The following is a 19,217-nucleotide window of genomic DNA, read 5'->3' as shown; positions in this document are numbered from 1 at the left end:
CGCAGCCCATGTATGTGCGGCACTTGGGATTGCGCGACTTCCGGTCCTGGTCGGAAGTGGACCTGGAGTTGGCGCCCGGGCGGACTGTGTTCGTGGGGCCGAATGGCTACGGGAAGACGAATCTTGTTGAGGCCCTGTGGTATTCGTCGACCCTCGGCTCGCACCGGGTGGCCACCGACGCACCGTTGATTCGCGCGGGCCGACCGCGCGCGGTGGTCTCGACGATCGTGGTCAACGATGGCCGTGAGCTGTCCGTCGACCTGGAGATCACGGCCGGTAAGGCGAACAAGGCTCGGTTGAACCGCTCCCCCGTTCGCAGCCCACGTGAAGTGCTCGGCGTGCTGCGCGCCGTCCTCTTCGCTCCCGAGGACCTGGCCCTGGTGCGCGGCGATCCGAGCGAGCGCAGAAGGTACCTGGACGACCTCGCGACACTTCGGCGCCCGGCGCTGGCCGGTGTCCGCGCCGACTATGACCGGGTGCTGCGCCAACGCACAGCTCTGCTGAAAACCGCTGCCGGACACCGCACCCGCGACGACGGGCTGCTGCACACCCTCGATGTCTGGGATCGCCACCTGGCCGAGCATGGAGCACAGCTACTGGCTGCGCGCATCGCATTGGCCAACGAGCTGAGACCCGAAGTCGAGAAGGCCTACCAGCTGCTGGCACCCGGGTCGCGCAGCGCAGACGTCCGCTACCGGTCGAGCATCGACGCGGAGTTAGGCCCCGGCGACACAGCGGATCTGGAAGCGGCGCTGCTGGCCGCACTGGCGGCGCGCCGTTCCGCGGAACTGGACCGCGGTGTCTGCCTGGTCGGCCCCCATCGTGACGACCTCGATCTGATCCTCGGTGCGCAGCCCGCGAAAGGCTTTGCCTCCCATGGTGAATCGTGGTCCATGGCTTTGGCATTGCGGCTGGCGGCATACCAGCTGTTGCGGTCCGACGGCACCGAGCCCGTGTTATTACTTGACGACGTGTTCGCCGAACTCGACACCACGCGCAGACGGGCGCTGGCTGCGGTTGCCGCCGAAGCCGAGCAGGTGCTGGTGACGGCGGCAGTGGTCGAGGACATTCCGGCACAGCTCGAGGCCCAGCGCATCATGATCGGGCTGTGCGAGGACGACGCCGGCCGCATGTCGGTGGTGATGTCATGAGCGACGACGCGATGGATCTGGTGCGCCGCACGCTGGAAGAGGCCCGCAGCGCCGCCCGCGCGCAGGGCAAGAACATCGGGCAGGGCCGCCGCGGCACCGGCACGACACGCGTGGCCGGGCGGCAAGGCAACCGGCGCTCATGGTCCGGCCCCGGTCCCGACGTCCGAGATCCCCAACCACTTGGCGCGGCCGCGCGCGATGTCGCGGCGACGCGCGGATGGTCGGGCCGGGTGGCCGAAGGAGCGGTCTTCGGGCGCTGGCGGTCGGTGGTCGGCGAACAGATCGCCGAGCACGCCACACCTACGGCCCTGCACGACGGGGTGCTCAGCGTGACGGCCGAAAGCACAGCGTGGGCCACCCAGCTGCGCATGATGCAGGCCCAGCTGCTCGCGAAGATCGCCGCCGCGGTCGGCGACGGCGTCGTGACGTCGCTGAAGATCACCGGACCGGTGGCACCGTCGTGGCGAAAAGGACCGCTGCGGGTGGCGGGGCGTGGACCGCGCGACACCTACGGATAAGCATCGCTGAGAGCCGCTTGAACCGCGAAAAGAAAAGCCGCAAGCGTCAGGACGCGCCGCTGGTCGCGAAATCTCGTACACGGCGTTTTTAGCTGTGTAGAAACACCGCTTCAGAATCGGTGCTGGCGGCAGTTACCGGTAGACTGGGCGAAGACCCCGCTCGCGGTGACCGAACCGCTCGCATGCGAACCCCAAGGAGACCTGTCCGACCGTGGCTGCCCAGAAGAAGAAAGCACAAACGGAGTACGGCGCCTCATCCATCACCATCCTCGAGGGGCTGGAGGCGGTCCGCAAGCGGCCCGGCATGTATATCGGCTCCACCGGTGAGCGCGGTTTGCATCACCTGATCTGGGAGGTGGTCGACAACGCGGTCGACGAGGCGATGGCCGGCTACGCCAGCCGCGTCGACGTGCGGCTGCTTGCCGACGGCGGCGTCGAAGTCACCGACGACGGTCGCGGTATCCCGGTCGAGATGCACGCCAGTGGCGCGCCGACCGTGGACGTTGTGATGACCCAGCTGCACGCCGGCGGCAAGTTCGGCGGCGAAGACGGCGCCTACGCGGTGTCCGGCGGGCTGCACGGCGTCGGCGTCTCCGTGGTGAACGCGCTGTCCACCCGGCTCGAAGTCGACATCTCACGCGACGGCTATGAGTGGTTCCAGTCCTACGACCACTCGGTGCCCGGCACCCTCAAGCAGGGCGAGAAGACCAAGAAGACCGGCACCACGGTGCGGTTCTGGGCCGACCCGGACATCTTCGAAACCACCGAATACGACTTCGAAACCGTCGCGCGGCGGCTGCAGGAGATGGCGTTCCTCAACAAGGGGCTGACCATCACCCTCACCGACGAGCGGGTGTCGGAAGTGGAAGTGGTCGACGAGGTCGTCAGCGACACCGCCGAGGCGCCGAAGACCGCCGAGGAACAAGCAGCCGAGGCCACCGCCCACAAGGTCAAGCGGCGGGAGTTCCACTACCCCGGCGGTCTGGTCGACTTCGTCAAGCACATCAACCGCACCAAACAGCCGATTCACAACAGTGTCGTCGACTTCTCCGGCAAGGGTCCGGGTCACGAGGTCGAGGTCGCGATGCAGTGGAACGCCGGCTATTCCGAGTCGGTGCACACCTTCGCCAACACCATCAACACCCACGAGGGCGGCACTCACGAGGAGGGGTTCCGGGCCGCGTTGACGTCGGTGGTCAACAAGTACGCCAAAGACCGGAAGTTGTTGAAAGACAAGGACCCCAACCTCACCGGCGACGACATCCGCGAAGGCCTGGCCGCGGTGATCTCGGTCAAGGTCGCCGAGCCGCAGTTCGAAGGCCAGACCAAAACCAAGCTCGGCAACACCGAGGTGAAGTCGTTCGTCCAGCGCGTCTGCAACGAGCAACTCACCCACTGGTTCGAGGCGAATCCTGCCGACGCGAAAGTCGTTGTGAACAAGGCGGTTTCGTCAGCCCAGGCGCGCATCGCAGCACGCAAGGCCCGCGAGCTGGTGCGGCGCAAGAGCGCCACCGACATCGGTGGGCTGCCCGGCAAGCTCGCCGATTGCCGCTCCACCGATCCGCGCAAGTCGGAACTGTATGTGGTGGAGGGCGATTCGGCGGGTGGTTCAGCCAAGAGCGGCCGCGACTCGATGTTCCAGGCGATCCTGCCGCTGCGGGGCAAGATCATCAACGTCGAGAAGGCGCGCATCGACCGCGTGCTGAAAAACACCGAGGTGCAGGCGATCATCACTGCGCTGGGCACCGGCATCCACGACGAGTTCGACATCTCCAAGCTGCGCTACCACAAGATCGTGCTGATGGCCGACGCCGACGTCGACGGCCAGCACATCTCGACACTGCTGCTGACGCTGTTGTTCCGGTTCATGCGGCCGCTGATCGAAAACGGGCACGTGTTCTTGGCCCAGCCGCCGCTGTACAAGCTCAAGTGGCAGCGCGCCGAGCCGGAGTTCGCGTACTCCGATCGGGAACGCGACGGGTTGCTCGAAGCCGGTCTGAAGGCCGGCAAGAAGATCAACAAGGACGACGGCATCCAGCGCTACAAAGGTCTCGGCGAGATGGATGCCAAGGAATTGTGGGAGACCACGATGGACCCGTCGGTGCGGGTACTGCGACAGGTTACTTTGGACGACGCGGCCGCGGCCGACGAGCTGTTCTCGATCCTGATGGGCGAGGACGTCGAGGCCCGTCGCTCATTCATCACCCGCAATGCCAAAGACGTTCGCTTCCTCGACGTTTAGTCCACAAAGGAACTCATGACTGACACCACGCTGCCGCCAGACGAGTCCGCCGACCGGGTCGAACCGGTCGACATCCAGCAGGAGATGCAGCGCAGCTACATCGACTATGCGATGAGCGTGATCGTCGGGCGTGCACTGCCGGAAGTGCGCGACGGCCTCAAGCCGGTGCACCGCCGGGTGCTCTACGCGATGTTCGACTCGGGGTTCCGTCCGGATCGCAGCCACGCGAAATCCGCGCGCTCCGTTGCCGAAACGATGGGTAACTACCACCCTCACGGTGACGCGTCGATCTACGACACGTTGGTGCGCATGGCGCAGCCGTGGTCGCTGCGTTACCCGCTTGTCGACGGTCAGGGCAACTTCGGTTCGCCGGGCAACGATCCCCCGGCGGCGATGAGGTATTGCGTCACCGGTGATGCGTTGGTGGCTTTGCCGGATGGTGATTCCGTTCGCATTCGCGACGTGGTGCCCGGGGCGAGGCCGAACTCGGACAACATCATCGAGCTGAAAGTCGTTGGCCGCCACGGCGAACCGGTGCTCGCCGACCGGCTGTTTCACTCCGGCGATCACCAGACCTACACCGTGCGTACGGTCGAAGGCTTCGAAGTCACCGGCACGCCCAACCACCCGCTGTTGTGCGTGGTCGGGGGCAAGCACGAATGGAAGCTCATCGAGGAAATCCGGGCCGGCGACGTGGTGGTGATGCTGGCCGAGAACACAGTTGTTGGCAAAAAATCCCCGACATCGCAGCAACAAGTGTGTTTTCCGCACGTGGGCTCGCCGTACTACTACGCGCGCGTCGCTTCGGTGACCGACGCCGGCGTACAACCGGTCTACAGCCTGCGCATCGATACAGACGACCACGCGTTCGTCACCAACGGGTTCGTCAGCCACAACACCGAAGCGCGGCTCACTCCCCTGGCGATGGAGATGCTGCGTGAAATCGACGAGGAGACAGTCGATTTCGTCCCGAACTACGACGGTCGCGTTCAGGAGCCGACCGTCCTGCCGAGCCGGTTCCCCAACCTGCTCGCCAACGGCTCCGGCGGCATCGCGGTCGGCATGGCCACCAACATTCCGCCGCACAATCTGCGCGAGCTGGCCGACGCGGTGTTCTGGTGCCTGGACAACTACGACGCCGACGAGGAGACCACGCTCAAAGCGGTGATGAAGTACGTCAAGGGACCCGACTTCCCCACGGCGGGCTTGATCGTTGGCACACAAGGGATCACCGACGCATACACCACCGGGCGCGGGTCCATCCGCATGCGCGGTGTTGCCGAGATCGAAGAGGACTCGCGCGGCCGCACCTCGCTGGTGATCACCGAGCTGCCCTATCAGGTCAACCACGACAACTTCATCACGTCCATCGCCGAGCAGGTTCGCGACGGAAAGCTTTCCGGCATAGCGAATATCGAAGACCAGGGCAGTGATCGGGTCGGCATCCGCATCGTCGTCGAGCTCAAGCGCGACGCGGTGGCCAAGGTTGTGCTGAACAACCTGTACAAGCACACCCAACTGCAGACCAGCTTCGGCGCGAACATGCTCGCCATCGTCGACGGCGTGCCGCGCACCCTGCGGCTCGACCAGATGATCCGGCTGTATGTGGACCATCAGCTCGACGTCATCATCCGCCGCACCCGCTACCGGCTGCGAAAAGCCAACGAACGCGCGCACATCCTGCGCGGCCTGGTCAAGGCGCTCGACGCGCTCGACGAGGTGATCGCGTTGATCCGCGGATCGCAAACCGTCGACGAGGCCCGCCAAGGGCTGATCGAGCTCCTCGACATCGACGAGATCCAGGCCCAAGCCATCCTCGACATGCAGTTGCGGCGGCTGGCGGCCCTGGAGCGGCAACGCATCGTCGACGACTTGGCCAAGATCGAGGCCGAAATCGCCGACCTGGAGGACATTCTCGCCAAGCCTGAGCGTCAGCGCGGGATCGTCAAAGACGAACTCAAAGAGATCGCCGACAAGCACGGCGATGACCGGCGCACCCGGATCATCGCCGCCGACGGCGACGTGTCCGACGAAGACCTGATCGCGCGCGAGGACGTCGTCGTCACGATCACCGAAACCGGCTACGCCAAACGCACCAAGACCGACCTGTACCGCAGTCAGAAGCGCGGCGGCAAGGGCGTGCAGGGCGCCGGGCTCAAGCAAGACGACATTGTCAACCACTTCTTCGTCTGCTCCACTCACGACTGGATCCTGTTCTTCACCACCCAAGGCCGGGTCTATCGCGCAAAGGCCTACGACCTGCCCGAGGCCTCCCGCACCGCGCGTGGCCAGCACGTCGCCAACCTGCTGGCGTTCCAGCCCGACGAACGCATCGCACAAGTCATCCAGATCAAGTCCTACGACGACGCTCCGTATCTGGTGCTGGCCACCCGCAACGGGCTGGTGAAGAAGTCGCGCCTCAGCGATTTCGACTCGAACCGATCCGGCGGCATCGTCGCGATCAACCTGCGTGACGGCGACGAGCTCGTCGGCGCGGTGTTGTGTTCCGGCGACGACGACCTATTGCTGGTGTCCGCGAAGGGCCAGTCGATCCGGTTCACCGCCAGCGACGAGGCGCTGCGCCCCATGGGCCGCGCCACCTCGGGCGTGCAGGGCATGCGGTTCAACACCGACGACGCGCTGTTGTCGCTGAACGTCGTGCGCGAGGGCACCTATCTGCTGGTCGCCACGTCCGGCGGCTACGCGAAGCGCACGGCCATCGACGAGTACCCCGTCCAGGGCCGCGGCGGTAAAGGGGTGCTGACCATCCAATACGACAAACGGCGTGGCACGCTGGTGGGCGCATTGGTGGTCGACGACGACACCGAGTTGTACGCGATCACTTCGGGCGGCGGCGTGATCCGCACCGCCGCACGGCAGGTCCGCAAGGCCGGCCGGCAGACCAAGGGGGTTCGATTGATGAACCTGGGCGAGGGCGACACACTGGTAGCCATCGCACGCAACGCCGAGGAAACTGACAGTGCCCAGGCCGACGAGCGCTTGCGCGACGAGCAATAGGCCCGACCGGACTCGACCACGTAAGGAGCGGTAGGTGAGCTCACCGAACGAGCCGGGCAACGGCGACGGCCCGCGCCCCTGGCAGCGCTCTGCGGCCACGGCCCGCCCGCCGCAGCAGCCGCCGCGGCGTCCCGAGGCTTCCGGCCCCCACGAACCGGCCGGCATCGAGGAGCGGATCAACCGCTTCATCTCGGGATCGCCGGCCGGTGCGCCGCCCGCGGAAGCGGAGGTCCCCGCACCTGCCCGCACAGAGGTGCCGACGCGCGCGGAGAACGTGCGCAGCGAGCTCCCGGATCTCTCCGGCCCGGTCCCGCCGCGTCCGCCGCGGCCGGCGACCGCAACCGAGAGGCAGGGCGAGCCCGCGGGTCCAGCGCGTCCCCGTGTCCAGGTGGGCACCCGCACGAGCGGACCGGTACGGGCCAGCATGCAGATTCGCCGGGTCGACCCGTGGAGCGTGCTGAAGGTGTCGCTGGTGCTGTCGGTGGCGCTGTTCTTCGTGTGGATGATCGCCGTCGCGTTCCTGTACCTGGTGCTCGGCGGCATGGGCGTGTGGGCCAAGCTCAACAGCAACGTCGGCGACCTGCTGAACAACACCTCCAACAGCGAGCTGGTGTCCAGCGGCACCATCTTCGGCAGCGCAGCGCTGATCGGCCTCGTCAACATCGTGTTGTTGACGGCGATGGCCACCGTCGGCGCGTTCATCTACAACCTCACCACCGATCTAGTCGGCGGAGTCGAGGTGACGCTCGCCGATCGCGATTAACGGGAGCAGGTGCCGTTGCGGTAATCTCGTCGGTCGTTCGGGGCTATAGCTCAGGCGGTTAGAGCGCTTCGCTGATAACGAAGAGGTCGGAGGTTCGAGTCCTCCTAGCCCCACGAAAATGAGATGGGTTGTGGTGCTCGCCGCGCTGGCGGCGCTGGTGATCTGGGCGCGATCGCGGCGGGCCGCCGAGGTCTGGCACACGCTGCCGACCCACCCCGAGGGGCCTTAGCTCAGTTGGTAGAGCGCTGCCTTTGCAAGGCAGAAGTCAGGGGTTCGAATCCCCTAGGCTCCACTGTTAAATCCGCAGCTCAGAAGTATTTTCGCTGTGATGCGGAGTAGCCGAAGCATCGTCCGTGGCCACATTTTGGCCACACTTTCGAGTTAAGAGCGCGTTGATGGCCACGCCGACCGCCTCGACGTCGGAACCGTACAAGTGTCCGTAGCGGTCGAGCGTCAACCCGGCGGACTCGTGACCCAACATGTTCTGCAACGCCTTGATGTTCGCTCCGGCCTGGATGGCAAGGGACGCGGCGGTGTGCCGCAGCTCGTGCAGCTTGAAGTCGTAGATGGTGACGTCCTCGCCCGCCGCGTTCTTCTCGACCCGCGGGAACAACCCGGCCTCGGCGACGGCCTGCGCCCACCACCGGCGCCGCACATTCGTCCCCCGCATGTATCCCCCCTCGGTGTCGGGGAACACCAATGTGTCCGCGGCACCTGGCACCAGGAGGTCAGCGACGAACGCGGGCAAGCTGACCGTGCGCGCCTTCCCGTTTTTCGGCGACCCGACGACGAACTCCCCGCCTACGAGCGCGACCGACCGTGACACCCGGACCGTCCGCCTCTGTAAGTCGAGATCACGCCAACGTAGCTCGGCGACCTCACCGAACCGCAGCCCGCACGTCCCCAGCACGTACACCAACGGTCGATGCCGGCCAGCCGCCGCCGCAAGCCGGTGTAGCTGCTCAAGCGTCAAGAAGCGTTGCTCCACAGGCCGCACCGCGGGCAACTCGACTCCGTCAACCGGATTCGTCACCAGCCGGTTCTCCTGGACCGCCATCGCCAACACCTGACGCAACACCCCGATCGTCTTGTGTACCGACGCCGGCGACAGATCGACGCTCAGATCAGCGACCCAATCCCGCACCAGCGAACGGCTGATGTCCCCCAGCGCGATATCCGCGTGATCGTCGATGAAGCCGTCGACGACTACTTGATACCTGGCCCGCGTCGATGGCTTCAGCTTGTGTTTCGAGTCCAGCCATTCCCGCGCGTACTCGCCCAATCGGACCCGACCCGCGGCCGGCGCCACATACGAACCGCGACGCTTGTCGACCTCTAGCTGATCGGCCCACGCCTGCGCATCCCGCTTCGTCCGAAACCCGCGCTTCTGTGTCTGCCGATGATCCGGCGTCCGGTACCGAACGCGGTAAAGCGTTGTGCCGCTCAATGTTTCGTACTTCTCAATCGTCGCCATCAGACGCCGTCTCTCGCCCGGAAAGCCTGTCTATCCATGTGCCCAGGTCGATACCATCCGCACGCGCTTGCGCCACCGCCTCCTGATAAGCGCGGTCATACATCTCGCGAACGCGCCAACTAGGCCACGACGTATGAACGAACTCAACCCACACACTATTTTCATCGAGGCCGCGCCACGCCAAGAGCGGCTTCTCACCGATGATCCAATCCCACACGTCTTCCGCGCGATGGCTCTCCGTGGATCCGGTTACCGTCACCCGGTCATCGACATCATCGGCAGTCGGACGGAGCAACGCAGACGGCGAGGTGTTAAGCGCCAAGGCGAAAGCAACGAGGTCATCCACATCGACGCGTCTGTCACCCGACTCGATGCGGCGGATACCAAGCGGCGGTATCGGTCGTCCAAGGGTGTCCAAGGCTTCGGACAGCTTGTTAATCGACAAGTTCCTCAGCTCGCGGATACGCCTGATATTCGCACGGACGGTGTCACCGGTCACTCCAAGAGTCCGTTTGTTCGCACCAGAACCGCTGTCGTCGCTGGCCATGCCGAGGAGACTACGAGATCAAAGTTGATAAGTCACGCGATCCGCCTTGACAACAAAACAGCCGTGATGCACTGTGAAAGCGGGTGTTATCAACTTCGATACACCGAAGGATCAAAATCGAAAGGAATGCCAGTGGTGGAAGCGTCGCTACCTGAGGTAGCTACAGCGCGTCAGTTGGCGGAGTTTCTGGGCACAACTGAGGCAAGCCTCGCCCAGGACCGCTACCTACATCGTGGTGTGCCGTACACCCGTGTCGGTCGCAGAATCCGCTACCTGCGTGATGACGTCATGAATTACCTGTCCGCGAACAGATCATCTGGCGGGGACGCCGCCTGATGACCACGGAAATAACAACGGCCCCCGTTGACCCCGACGTTGCCGCGTCGAGCGGGGACCGCTGCATCCAACCCGTAGATCAATACCGACGATTGGAGAACTCCATAATGCCACGAAATCTCTGCAAGCACTGCACAGTGCCCGTTCACGGAGACGGCGGCCTGTGCACCTTCTGCCGCAACTACGTCCCCCCGGTGCAGGCAGGTGACCGCTACCAGCGGCTCATCGAAGCCGCCGAGATCATCGCGAACGACCCAAGCATCGCGTCCGCCGAGATTCCCTGGAACAGCGAGGGCGTGATGGCCTTTGCCGAGTCCATCGCCGAGTTGAGGCTGCTGGACCGGCTCACCGACGAAGACGCCAACCACGTCGCGATGTTCGCCATTCTCGACTTCACACGAGGGCTGCGGCGGATGGCTTGGCGGGTCGCCGACCTACTCAGCACCGACCCGACGATGGGCCGACTCTACGACAACGAAGATCGCGTCATTCACGCCTACGTCGGAATCCTGCATATGCTCCTGGGCGCATTCATCGCGAAGGCCGACCAGTGAACGCGGCGGTTGAGCAGGCCCACCGCCGCCGATCGGCGTCCTACCGGCTTCCCGAAATGGGTTGCTGCCCTTGCCGTGATGCACGCGGCTGCCGCTGCCACAACCCCGACGAGATCACCGATCATTACGTCGATGGCTACCGCGACGCTGCGCAACACCTCCTCACGCAGGGGTTGACGCCCGCGCCGAACATCGCCGCAATGCGGGTGATGTGGTCCCGCGGAGGCGACGACCAGCGCCTCGCCGTACAGCTCAGCGAACTGTGGGAGGTGTCAGCCTGACAATGAACACCACCGCCGAGATGATCGCCAAGGGCAAGGCGATCGCCGAGTCAGGCACATACATGCCGACGCCCAACGATCTGCCTCGGAAGGTACGCGTGAATGGGGCCGCCCGTGACGGCGGCCCCATTCCGCTGCCCACCCCCGAGGAACGATCTACCCGCCGGACCCGTGAACGCAATGCGCGCCGACAAGACGACCAGCACCGCGAACACCCCCAGGCCGCCACCCTGTTGTCGGGCATGATGTCGGCAGCCGAGCTGGACAAGATGACCTTCCCCGATCTGGTGGAGCACGTTCCTCACCTAATCACCGAAGGCTTCGGCGTGATGGCCGGCTCACCCAAGGCCGGCAAATCGTGGTTCACCGCCGGCATCGCCCTAGCGTGCGCCTATGGCGGAACAGCCCTCGGGGCCATCCCCGTCCAACCGCGTGCGGTGCTGCTCCTGGCTTTGGAGGACGGGCCCCGGCGCCTTCAGCACCGAATGCGCCGCCTTAACGCCGACCAGGCACTTCCTCAGCGGCTCGACATCATCACCGACATCACCCCCGGCACCGTCATCCCGACGATCACCGAATGGCTGACCCGCCACGCTGACGACCCCGCCCCGCCGCTTGTACTTCTCGATACCCTCGGTAAGGCACGTCCCCAGCGCCGGCATGGAGACGATCCCTACATCGCCGACTATCAACTCGGCAGCCGCATCAAAGCCACCATCGACGCCGTACCCGGCGCCGCGCTGGTCGCCGTCCACCACACCCGCAAACTCGCCGCAGAGGACTGGCTCGACACCGTGTCCGGCACTCAAGGCATCAGCGGCAGCGCCGACTACATCCTCGTGCTGCGCCGCAAACGCAAAAGCGACGAAGGTGTCCTCGCCGTCACCGGTCGCGACATCGCCGAGAACGAGTACGCCGTCAAAACCGACAAAGGCATCTGGACCCTCGACGGCATAGACATCCTCGATGCCGCCGCCACCGTCACCACCCGCGCCGAACGCCAGCAAGCCCGTCTCGGTGACCGCTCCCTCGACGCCGTGAAGTTCGTCAACACCCGCACCGCGACGACACCCAAGGACCTCGCCGAACACCTGGGCATCGACAGCCGCGTGGCGGGCAACCTGCTCGGCCGACTACGCGACGGCGGTTACGTCGCCCAACTCGGCCGAGGCGTCTATGCACCACTCAGTGGTGAAACTGGTGAAACCGGTGAAACCGCAGATCAGCCCCTACCTGGGATTTCACCACTTTCACCACTTTCACAACCGGAGTCCACATGACCCGCCGCAAGATTATTTTTCCGGCTCAGTTCTGGGACCGCGACAAAGAACGAGAGATCAACATGAACGACGAACCCGCCTTCATCGTCCCGCCCACACGTGAACTCCGTCTGCCACCCGACACGATGCCGATCACGGCAAGCGAAGCGGTGTTCTTCTTGACCCCCGACGGACAAGGAAAACTGACTCCACAGATCGACAACCGGCAAGCGGCGGTTCTGTTAGGCCGTCTGCACGATAGCGGTTACGTCGGCAAGACCGGCATCGGCAAGTACACGCCGTTAGGTGTTGTACCTGTTGTACCTACTGAAAGCCCTGATGAGGGCATACGTCCAAGTACAACACCTACGACACGTACACCAACGAAGCAGTCATGACCGAGCACCGCGTGATCTTCCCCGACCCCGACCTCTGGACCCGGCAACAGGAGCAGCCCGTGACCAACGACCCCAAAGGCGACGCCATCCGCAACGCCCCCGACGCCACCATCCCCACCGACGTCATCAACACCTACGCCGAAGGGGTCCGCCTCATGGTCATCGGAGGCCCCGAACGCAGCCTCCTCCTAGCCCTGCACCTAACCCTCCCTGCCCCACTCGGAGACGTGCAGGTGTTCCTCGACCGCAACCAAACCCTCGAACTTCACGACCACCTCGTCGATTTGCTGAACCTCACCGACGAACAGACCAACGTGCTACTGGCCCGCCTCCACGGAGACGACGCATCGTGACCCTCAAACCCTGCGTCGTATGCGGTAAGCCGTCAGCAAACTCACGCTGCCATGAGCACCGACCCGTACGACCCGCGAAGGAACTGCCGCGCGACCACCCGCACATGAACGGCGGACGCTGGAAACGCCTGTCAACCTCAGCACGCCGACGACAGCCGTGGTGCCTCGACTGCGGAGCGGTCGACGACCTCACCACCGACCACATCATCCCCATCGCCGAAGCGCCCGAGCTCGCCTACCACCCCGCCAACATCACCGTCCGCTGCCGACCATGCAACAGCCGCCGCGGCCGCCACTGCACCGACGTCGAACGTCAAGCAGTCCGCGCCGCCATCGGCACCAGGGGACACGCCCCCCAACAACAGCGCCACCGCCGCACCGCCAAGGCAAAGTTTGAGTTACACACCGGAGGCGCCGGGTGAGGGCAGGCCCGAAGGGCACCGTCGCGGCCGCCCCGCTGCCGTTTTCTGGGTGGCCGGCGTCGCGTGCGAAGCGGCGGGAGCGGTTCATCGGCGAGTTTCTGATTGTCCCGAAGGGTGTTGGTGTTCGGGAGCAGTTTCGGCTGCGGCCGTTTCAGCGGGAGATCATTGCGGGTGCGTTCGCGCCGGGTATCCGTACTGCCCTGGTGTCGCTGCCGCGCGGTAACGGAAAGTCGGCACTGGCGGCTGCGTTGGCGTTGTCGGAGATGTTCGTCGGTCCGGAGTCTGCCGAAGTCCTGTGCGTCGCCTCGGATATGCGTCAGGCGATGATCGTGTTGCGGATGGCACGGCGCATGGTCGAACTCAACCCGGTGTTGGCCGAGCGGGTGCAGGTGTACGCCGACCGGCTGTATCTGCCCGAGAACGATGCGACCGTGTTGCCGTTGCCGGCCGAACCTGGCGCACTGCACGGCCATGACCCGAGCCTGCTGGTGGTTGACGAGTTACACGTGGTCACGCAAGAGGTGTGGGAGGCCGTGACGTCGGTGTCCGGCAAGCGACCGGAGTCGTTGACGCTGGCGATCTCCACCCCGGCCAGCTCACCCGACAGTGTGATGTGGCAGCTCGTCGAGCACGGCCGCCGCGGTGATGATCCGGCGTTTTACTTCCGCGAGTACGCCGCCCCGGACGGGTGCGCCACCGAGGACCACAAGGCGTGGCGGATCGCTAACCCGGCGTTGGCTTGCAGGCGCCCGTTTCTATCAGAGGACGGCCTCGAAGCGGTGCGCCGCACCATCTCCGAGGCCCGCTTCCGGCAACTGCGGCTCGGTCAATGGGTGACCGGCGTCGAGGCGTGGCTGCCGTGGGGTGCATGGGATGGGTGCGCGAGCGAACGGGTTGTGCAGCCACGCGAGCGTGTCGTTTTGGCGTTCGACGGCTCCGCATCCGGTGATAGCACAGCACTGGTCGGCTGCACATTGGACGGGCATATTTGGGTCGAGGGGTTGTGGGAGAACCCCGGCGATCCGCGCTGGCGCGTCCCGCGCGAAACCGTAACGACCGCAGTCGATATCGCGTTCTGCAAGTACGACGTCACCGAACTTGCCTGCGATCCTTGGGGTTGGCGCTCAGAGATCGAGTCGTGGGCTAAACGGCACGGTGAACACCGGGTGCTGGAGTGGAACACCGCGCACGCGCAGCGGATGGCGCCGGCCACCGACCGCCTCTATCAAGCCGTCGTGACACGCGCCGTATCCCACGACGGCGACCCCCGACTGTCCGCGCATATGGCGCACTGTGTCGCCAAGCCGACCCCGATGGGTGATCTCGTCTCGAAGGACAAGCGTGGCAGTCCGCGCAAGATCGACGCCGCCGTGGCCGCGATCGTCGCCTATGACCGCGCCGCCTGGCACCAAACCAACCGAAACCGCAAGAGAACACGGAGCTTCGCATCATGACCGACAACCCGACACTTACCACCCTGTTGCAGCGCCTCGACGAACCCGCCGCCCGCTACCACGAGCTAAACCTGTACTACCGCGGGGAACAACCCCTTGCGTTTCTGTCGCCGGAAGCGAAAGTCGCTCTCGGGCAACGCTTCGGCCGCATGGCATCCAACATTCCTCGGCTCGCGGTCACCGCGCTGGCGGAGCGGCTGCGCATCACCGGGTTCTCGGGCGACGCCGCCGGCATCTGGCCCGACTGGATACGCAATGATCTCGACCAGCTTTCCGGTGTGGCGCACCGCGAAGCACTGCTCCTGGGCGATTCGTTCGTAATCGTGTGGGCCGACATGTTCGGCCGACCAAAGGTCACGGTCGAGTCCGCGAAACAGGTTGCGGTGCAACTTGATCCGGGAACCCGCCAGATCACCGCCGCCGTGAAACGCTGGGAAACCAAGACCACCACCGAGGCGGTGCTGTACGAACCCGACCGCATCACCCGCTACCGCGCGAACCAAACAGGCGCCACCACCCAAGGATTTCGCGTGATCGAGGAGTTGAGCAACCCATTGGGCACGACGCCGGTGGTCGCATTGCGCAACTCCGACCGAATCCTCGACGAGCGCGGATGCTCGGAGATCGACGACCTCAAACCCCTTGTCGACGCGCTGAATAAGAGCCTCGCAGACATGATGGTCACCTCCGAATACGTTGGGCGGCCGCGCCGTTGGGCCACCGGCATCGAACTCACTGAAGAACCCGTCATCGACAGCGCCGGCCACCCGGTCCTCCACCTCGACGGCCAGCCGGTCACAACAGAGGTCAACCCCATCCCCGAGGGCAACCGCGCGATGATTTCCGAGAACGATCAAGCCCGCTTCGGCCAGCTCGAGGCAGCCAACCTGTCCGGCTATGAAGCGTCCGTCCGGGTGATTCTCGGGCAAATCATGGCCGTCTCCACGCTGCCCGCGCACTACGTCGGGGTGTTCACCGACAACCCGGCCTCCGCCGACGCGCTGCGGGCGGCCGAAGCGTCGTTGACGGCGCGCGCGGAGGCTCGGCAAGCCACGTTCGGCCGGGCCTGGGAGCAGGTCGCCAAACTCATGGTTGCCGTGCGTGACGGCCGCGACCCCCTACAGCTCGAGGCCCGCGTCGAATGGGCCGACGCTGCCACCCGCTCCGTCGCCCAGGAAGCGGATGCCGTTGTGAAGCTGTACAGCGCGGGCCTGCTGCCCGCCTCGTACGCGCTCGGAAAGTTGGGCTACAACGACGACGAAATCGCCCAGATACGGGTGGCGCGCCGCGCCGAAGCTCTCGACACCGCCGCCATCACCCTGACGGCACCGGCGCAGCAGAGGACCGCGTGAGCGTCGAGGACTACCAAACCCAAACCGCGGCACTCGCCGCATCCACTGCGACCACGGTGACCGCTATTTTCACCGCGTACACCACAGGGCAGTTCACCCGCGACGCCGCCATAGCGCTCATATCCGCCGTCATCAACCGCGCCAACGCCGCGGCCGTCGGACTGGCCGATGTCGGAATCTTGCAGCAGCTCGAAACACTCACGGGAACACCCGCTGTCACTACCGGCGTCACTCCGTCCGATGACCTCGACCGGCTCGCCAAGGCCGCCGACACCATCCTCACCGACCTCGACAACGCAGCCGGACCCGCCGCCGAGGATGTCCAGCAGGCGGAAACCGCCGACCCGGTGCGCACAGCGGGTTTGCGGTTCGAGCGGCTGGCCCGCGCGGAACCGTTGGAGACAGCGCAACGCGCCGCGAGCGAAGTGATCTCGCAACAGCCGCTCGTCGAGGGCTGGACGCGACACATGGACGCCGACCCCTGCCAGCTCTGCCGGTGGTGGTGGCGAGAGGGCCGCGTCTGGCCAAAGGAGCACCCGTTTCAGAGCCACAAGGGTTGCAACTGTCAACCGCGAATTGTATTGGCACACAACATCAAATCAACAATGTATACGAGGAGACTAAGCCTTGACCGAGCCGCAAAATCAGCCTGACGACACCATAGAGGAGCCCACCGCCGAGGACTACGAAGCCGTCAACAACGCTATGAAGGCCGACGGCCTGAACATCGACGACGGTGACGAACCCGCTGACGAGTCCGACCAAGAGCCCGAAACTTTCCCCCGCGCCTACGTCGAGGAACTACGCCACGAGAACGGCAAATACCGGCAACGCGCCCAGCGCGCCGATCAGCTCGCACACCGGCTACATGTAGAGCTTGTACGGGCCACCGGAAGATTAGCCGACCCCACCGACATGCCGTTTTCCGAAAGCCATCTCGACGACCCCGACGCGCTGAACGCCGCTCTCGACGATTTGCTCACCCGTAAGCCGCACCTGGCCAGCCGGCGACCAACCGGCGACATCGGTCAAGGCCCGGTGTCGGGGAGAGGGTCTAGCGTCGATCTCGCCGCGATCCTGCGGCAACAAGCCCAATAGGAGCAGAAAATGTCGCTACGTGACCTCGAGAACGAAACCGCCGAGGTGCTGCTGAACGCGATCAAAGCCGAAGCGGAAGACAACAGCCAGACGGGATCGGGAAAGTGGGTCGATCTGGCGAACGCCTACGCGCTGGTCGTCGACAAGGCACCCGGACCTAAATCGGCTCGGCCTGGCCGGATTCGCTAAATAGGCGGTATTCTGGTGGGGCCGGTCCTGGTGGCCGGCCCCACCGTTTGTCCTGGTGACACGGGTACCACAAGCCCCGATTCTGTAGTCACATAAGGACTCTCATGGTTGAATCCACCGCTGCTAATCCCCAGTTGCTCGCCGACCAGGTTTCCAGCCTGCTTGTGCAGCCCCTCGAAGCCGCCTCCGTCGTCCTGTCCAGCGGGCCGCGAATCTTCGACACCGCCGGGGTGCTGCGCATCCCCAAGCTGACCGGCTCATCCTCGGTCGGGTTCGTCGGCGAAAACGAACTCATCCCAAGCGATCACGACACCAGCTTCGACGAGGTGGTGTTGATGCCGACCGACCGCAAGAGCATCAAAGTCATCGAACGCTACAGCCGCGAACTGGCGCGGCAAGCGGTCATCGGGATCGACGCCACGCTCAAGAACCGGTTAGTGAAGGTGGTTTCCGACAAGCTCGACACCGCCCTACTCACGGGCCGCGGGCAGGCCACCAACGAGGTGCAGACTGTCACGGTCGCCACCGGGCAGCCGTTCACACTGTCCTACCGCGGCGTGGCCACATCCAGCCTCGCCAACGGCGCCGCCGCCTCGACTGTCCAGACCGCTTTACAGGGGTTATCGACGATCGGCTCGGGCAACGCCACCGTCACCGGGTCGGCCGGCGGCCCCTACACCGTCACATTCACCGGCGCACTCGCCGCGACGAGCGTCGATCGGCTCGGCGCCACCGGCGCGACGGTCACCACGACGACCCAAGGCGAAGCCGCCGGCGGTATCACCGGCCTGACCAACCAAGCAGGGGTGCAGACCGGGGAACTGGACGTCACCGACGCCGACAGCCTGCTCGACGCGATCGCGCTGACCTCCGCAGCCGAGGTCACCCCTAACAGGTGGTTCATCTCCGGCGCCGACTTCATCGCGCTGCGCAAGCTCAAAGACGGCAACCAGCGGTACCTCATCGAGGATGACGTCACCGCCGACACCACCTATCGGCTGTTCGGCATCCCCGTCACCGTCACCAACAAGCTCGCCAAAGGCAAGGCGGTGCTGGCCGACACCTCCCAGATCGCCGTGGCGCGTGATCTCGCACCTTCCGTGACGATCCTCACCGAACGCTGGGCCGACTACGACCAGATCGGCATCCGCGTCGTCACCCGATACGACCTCGGGCTCCTGCATCCCGAAGCTGTCGTCGTCCTCACCGACGCCTAATGCCCGCGGTCGAAGCCGACGACGTGCTGGCGCTGCTCAACCGCAGCTCTGACGTCGACGACAGCACCGCCGCGTACGCGGTCGACATCATCACCGCGATGGCCCACGCCTACACCCGCGGGCGCGGCTTCGGCACAGACGGGTTCCCCAATGATGAGGTCGCTGCGGTCATCGTCACAGCGGCCGCGCGCTTGACCACCAACCCCGGACAGCTCGGCAGAAGCGACACCGCCGGAGACTTCACCAGCGACGTCCGTGGCGGCTTCACCGGCTGGACCCTCGCCGAGCAGACCGTGCTCAACCGGTACAGGGTCCGGGCCATGTGAGCAGCGGCGGCCCGGCGTCAAACCCGGTTGGTAGACCACCCCGGGCAAGGGCGCGCCATGACCCCCGGATCCTTTGGGTGAGCGCACACCTGCACCGGGCCGCCGTGGCCACCTTCTGGCCACAAATTGGCCACAGTTACAGATAATCAGCGTGAATTACGCTGATGTGTTTCAGCAGCTAAGCCGCCGCGAATGCGTTAGAACAGCATGATGTTTCGCCTTTGCAAGGCAGAAGTCAGGGGTTCGAATCCCCTAGGCTCCACAC

At 65.1% G+C, this 19,217-nt stretch carries 20 protein-coding genes and 3 tRNA genes; 21 read left to right on the top strand and 2 right to left on the bottom strand.

Annotated elements, in window-relative coordinates; genetic code table 11:
* Window positions 1–8: 8 nt before the first annotated feature.
* The 7 genes from recF to AC5Y4C_RS19050 all read left to right on the top strand — a co-directional run bounded on the left by recF (window position 9) and on the right by AC5Y4C_RS19050 (window position 7,984).
* Complete coding sequence (recF, locus tag AC5Y4C_RS19080; RefSeq protein WP_499965174.1) at window positions 9–1,151, top strand: DNA replication/repair protein RecF; 1,143 nt, start codon at window positions 9–11, stop codon at window positions 1,149–1,151.
* Window positions 1,148–1,669 (top strand): DUF721 family protein, encoded by a 522-nt coding sequence (locus AC5Y4C_RS19075; RefSeq protein ID WP_499965172.1) that lies wholly within the window; start codon window positions 1,148–1,150, stop codon window positions 1,667–1,669. Before recF ends, AC5Y4C_RS19075 begins: the two co-directional genes overlap by 4 nt.
* A gap of 211 nt (window positions 1,670–1,880) precedes the next feature.
* The gene (gene gyrB / locus AC5Y4C_RS19070) at window positions 1,881–3,911 is read left to right on the top strand and encodes a DNA topoisomerase (ATP-hydrolyzing) subunit B (RefSeq protein ID WP_499912643.1); all 2,031 of its coding nucleotides are present in this window, start codon (window positions 1,881–1,883) and stop codon (window positions 3,909–3,911) included.
* A gap of 15 nt (window positions 3,912–3,926) precedes the next feature.
* Entirely contained in the window at window positions 3,927–6,929 is a 3,003-nt protein-coding gene (gene gyrA / locus AC5Y4C_RS19065; protein WP_499965170.1) for an intein-containing DNA gyrase subunit A, read from the top strand.
* A gap of 34 nt (window positions 6,930–6,963) precedes the next feature.
* Window positions 6,964–7,692, top strand: coding sequence for a DUF3566 domain-containing protein (locus tag AC5Y4C_RS19060; RefSeq protein ID WP_499965169.1), 729 nt, complete (start codon window positions 6,964–6,966; stop codon window positions 7,690–7,692).
* 39 nt (window positions 7,693–7,731) lie between these two features.
* A tRNA-Ile gene (locus AC5Y4C_RS19055) sits at window positions 7,732–7,805 on the top strand.
* 106 nt (window positions 7,806–7,911) lie between these two features.
* A tRNA-Ala gene (locus AC5Y4C_RS19050) sits at window positions 7,912–7,984 on the top strand.
* A gap of 3 nt (window positions 7,985–7,987) precedes the next feature.
* On the opposite strand, the gene AC5Y4C_RS19045 is transcribed toward AC5Y4C_RS19050, so the two are convergent.
* A complete protein-coding gene (locus tag AC5Y4C_RS19045) occupies window positions 7,988–9,166 on the bottom strand; it encodes a site-specific integrase (protein ID WP_499965167.1) in 1,179 nt (392 codons plus the stop codon).
* Window positions 9,153–9,713: a helix-turn-helix domain-containing protein gene (locus AC5Y4C_RS19040; protein WP_499965165.1), complete on the bottom strand. Its 561-nt coding sequence runs from the start codon at window positions 9,711–9,713 to the stop codon at window positions 9,153–9,155. Before AC5Y4C_RS19040 ends, AC5Y4C_RS19045 begins: the two co-directional genes overlap by 14 nt.
* 473 nt (window positions 9,714–10,186) lie before the next feature.
* Between AC5Y4C_RS19040 and AC5Y4C_RS19035 the strand changes: the two genes are divergently transcribed.
* The 14 genes from AC5Y4C_RS19035 to AC5Y4C_RS18970 all read left to right on the top strand — a co-directional run bounded on the left by AC5Y4C_RS19035 (window position 10,187) and on the right by AC5Y4C_RS18970 (window position 19,214).
* Window positions 10,187–10,603, top strand: a complete 417-nt coding sequence (locus AC5Y4C_RS19035; RefSeq protein WP_499965163.1) for a hypothetical protein — start codon at window positions 10,187–10,189, stop codon at window positions 10,601–10,603.
* Window positions 10,600–10,884, top strand: coding sequence for a hypothetical protein (locus tag AC5Y4C_RS19030; RefSeq protein WP_499965161.1), 285 nt, complete (start codon window positions 10,600–10,602; stop codon window positions 10,882–10,884). The genes AC5Y4C_RS19035 and AC5Y4C_RS19030 overlap by 4 nt, the downstream gene beginning before the upstream one ends.
* Before the next feature lie 2 nt (window positions 10,885–10,886).
* Window positions 10,887–12,164: an AAA family ATPase gene (locus AC5Y4C_RS19025; protein ID WP_499965159.1), complete on the top strand. Its 1,278-nt coding sequence runs from the start codon at window positions 10,887–10,889 to the stop codon at window positions 12,162–12,164.
* Window positions 12,161–12,541 (top strand): hypothetical protein, encoded by a 381-nt coding sequence (locus AC5Y4C_RS19020; protein ID WP_499965157.1) that lies wholly within the window; start codon window positions 12,161–12,163, stop codon window positions 12,539–12,541. The genes AC5Y4C_RS19025 and AC5Y4C_RS19020 overlap by 4 nt, the downstream gene beginning before the upstream one ends.
* Window positions 12,538–12,894 (top strand): hypothetical protein, encoded by a 357-nt coding sequence (locus tag AC5Y4C_RS19015; protein WP_499965155.1) that lies wholly within the window; start codon window positions 12,538–12,540, stop codon window positions 12,892–12,894. The genes AC5Y4C_RS19020 and AC5Y4C_RS19015 overlap by 4 nt, the downstream gene beginning before the upstream one ends.
* Before the next feature lie 104 nt (window positions 12,895–12,998).
* Window positions 12,999–13,316: an HNH endonuclease gene (locus tag AC5Y4C_RS19010; protein ID WP_499965198.1), complete on the top strand. Its 318-nt coding sequence runs from the start codon at window positions 12,999–13,001 to the stop codon at window positions 13,314–13,316.
* On the top strand, window positions 13,313–14,770 hold the full coding sequence (locus AC5Y4C_RS19005) for a terminase large subunit domain-containing protein (RefSeq protein ID WP_499965153.1): 1,458 nt from the start codon (window positions 13,313–13,315) through the stop codon (window positions 14,768–14,770). Before AC5Y4C_RS19010 ends, AC5Y4C_RS19005 begins: the two co-directional genes overlap by 4 nt.
* On the top strand, window positions 14,767–16,122 hold the full coding sequence (locus AC5Y4C_RS19000) for a phage portal protein (protein WP_499965151.1): 1,356 nt from the start codon (window positions 14,767–14,769) through the stop codon (window positions 16,120–16,122). Before AC5Y4C_RS19005 ends, AC5Y4C_RS19000 begins: the two co-directional genes overlap by 4 nt.
* On the top strand, window positions 16,119–16,775 hold the full coding sequence (locus tag AC5Y4C_RS18995) for a hypothetical protein (protein WP_499965149.1): 657 nt from the start codon (window positions 16,119–16,121) through the stop codon (window positions 16,773–16,775). The genes AC5Y4C_RS19000 and AC5Y4C_RS18995 overlap by 4 nt, the downstream gene beginning before the upstream one ends.
* 52 nt (window positions 16,776–16,827) lie before the next feature.
* Complete coding sequence (locus AC5Y4C_RS18990; protein ID WP_499965196.1) at window positions 16,828–17,220, top strand: hypothetical protein; 393 nt, start codon at window positions 16,828–16,830, stop codon at window positions 17,218–17,220.
* Between the two features lie 9 nt (window positions 17,221–17,229).
* Entirely contained in the window at window positions 17,230–17,409 is a 180-nt protein-coding gene (locus AC5Y4C_RS18985) for a hypothetical protein (protein WP_499965147.1), read from the top strand.
* A gap of 104 nt (window positions 17,410–17,513) precedes the next feature.
* On the top strand, window positions 17,514–18,626 hold the full coding sequence (locus AC5Y4C_RS18980) for a phage major capsid protein (RefSeq protein ID WP_499965145.1): 1,113 nt from the start codon (window positions 17,514–17,516) through the stop codon (window positions 18,624–18,626).
* Window positions 18,626–18,952 carry a hypothetical protein gene (locus AC5Y4C_RS18975; protein ID WP_499965143.1) on the top strand — a complete coding sequence of 109 codons (327 nt, stop codon included), beginning with the start codon at window positions 18,626–18,628 and terminating at the stop codon, window positions 18,950–18,952. Before AC5Y4C_RS18980 ends, AC5Y4C_RS18975 begins: the two co-directional genes overlap by 1 nt.
* Window positions 18,953–19,153: 201 nt before the next feature.
* Window positions 19,154–19,214 (top strand) — tRNA-Ala (locus AC5Y4C_RS18970).
* Window positions 19,215–19,217 lie beyond the last annotated feature (3 nt).

Source organism: Mycobacterium sp. NGS35 (assembly GCF_059812855.1).
The sequence above is the reverse complement of the archived record's forward strand: the minus strand, read 5'-3'. Positions and strand labels throughout refer to the sequence as shown.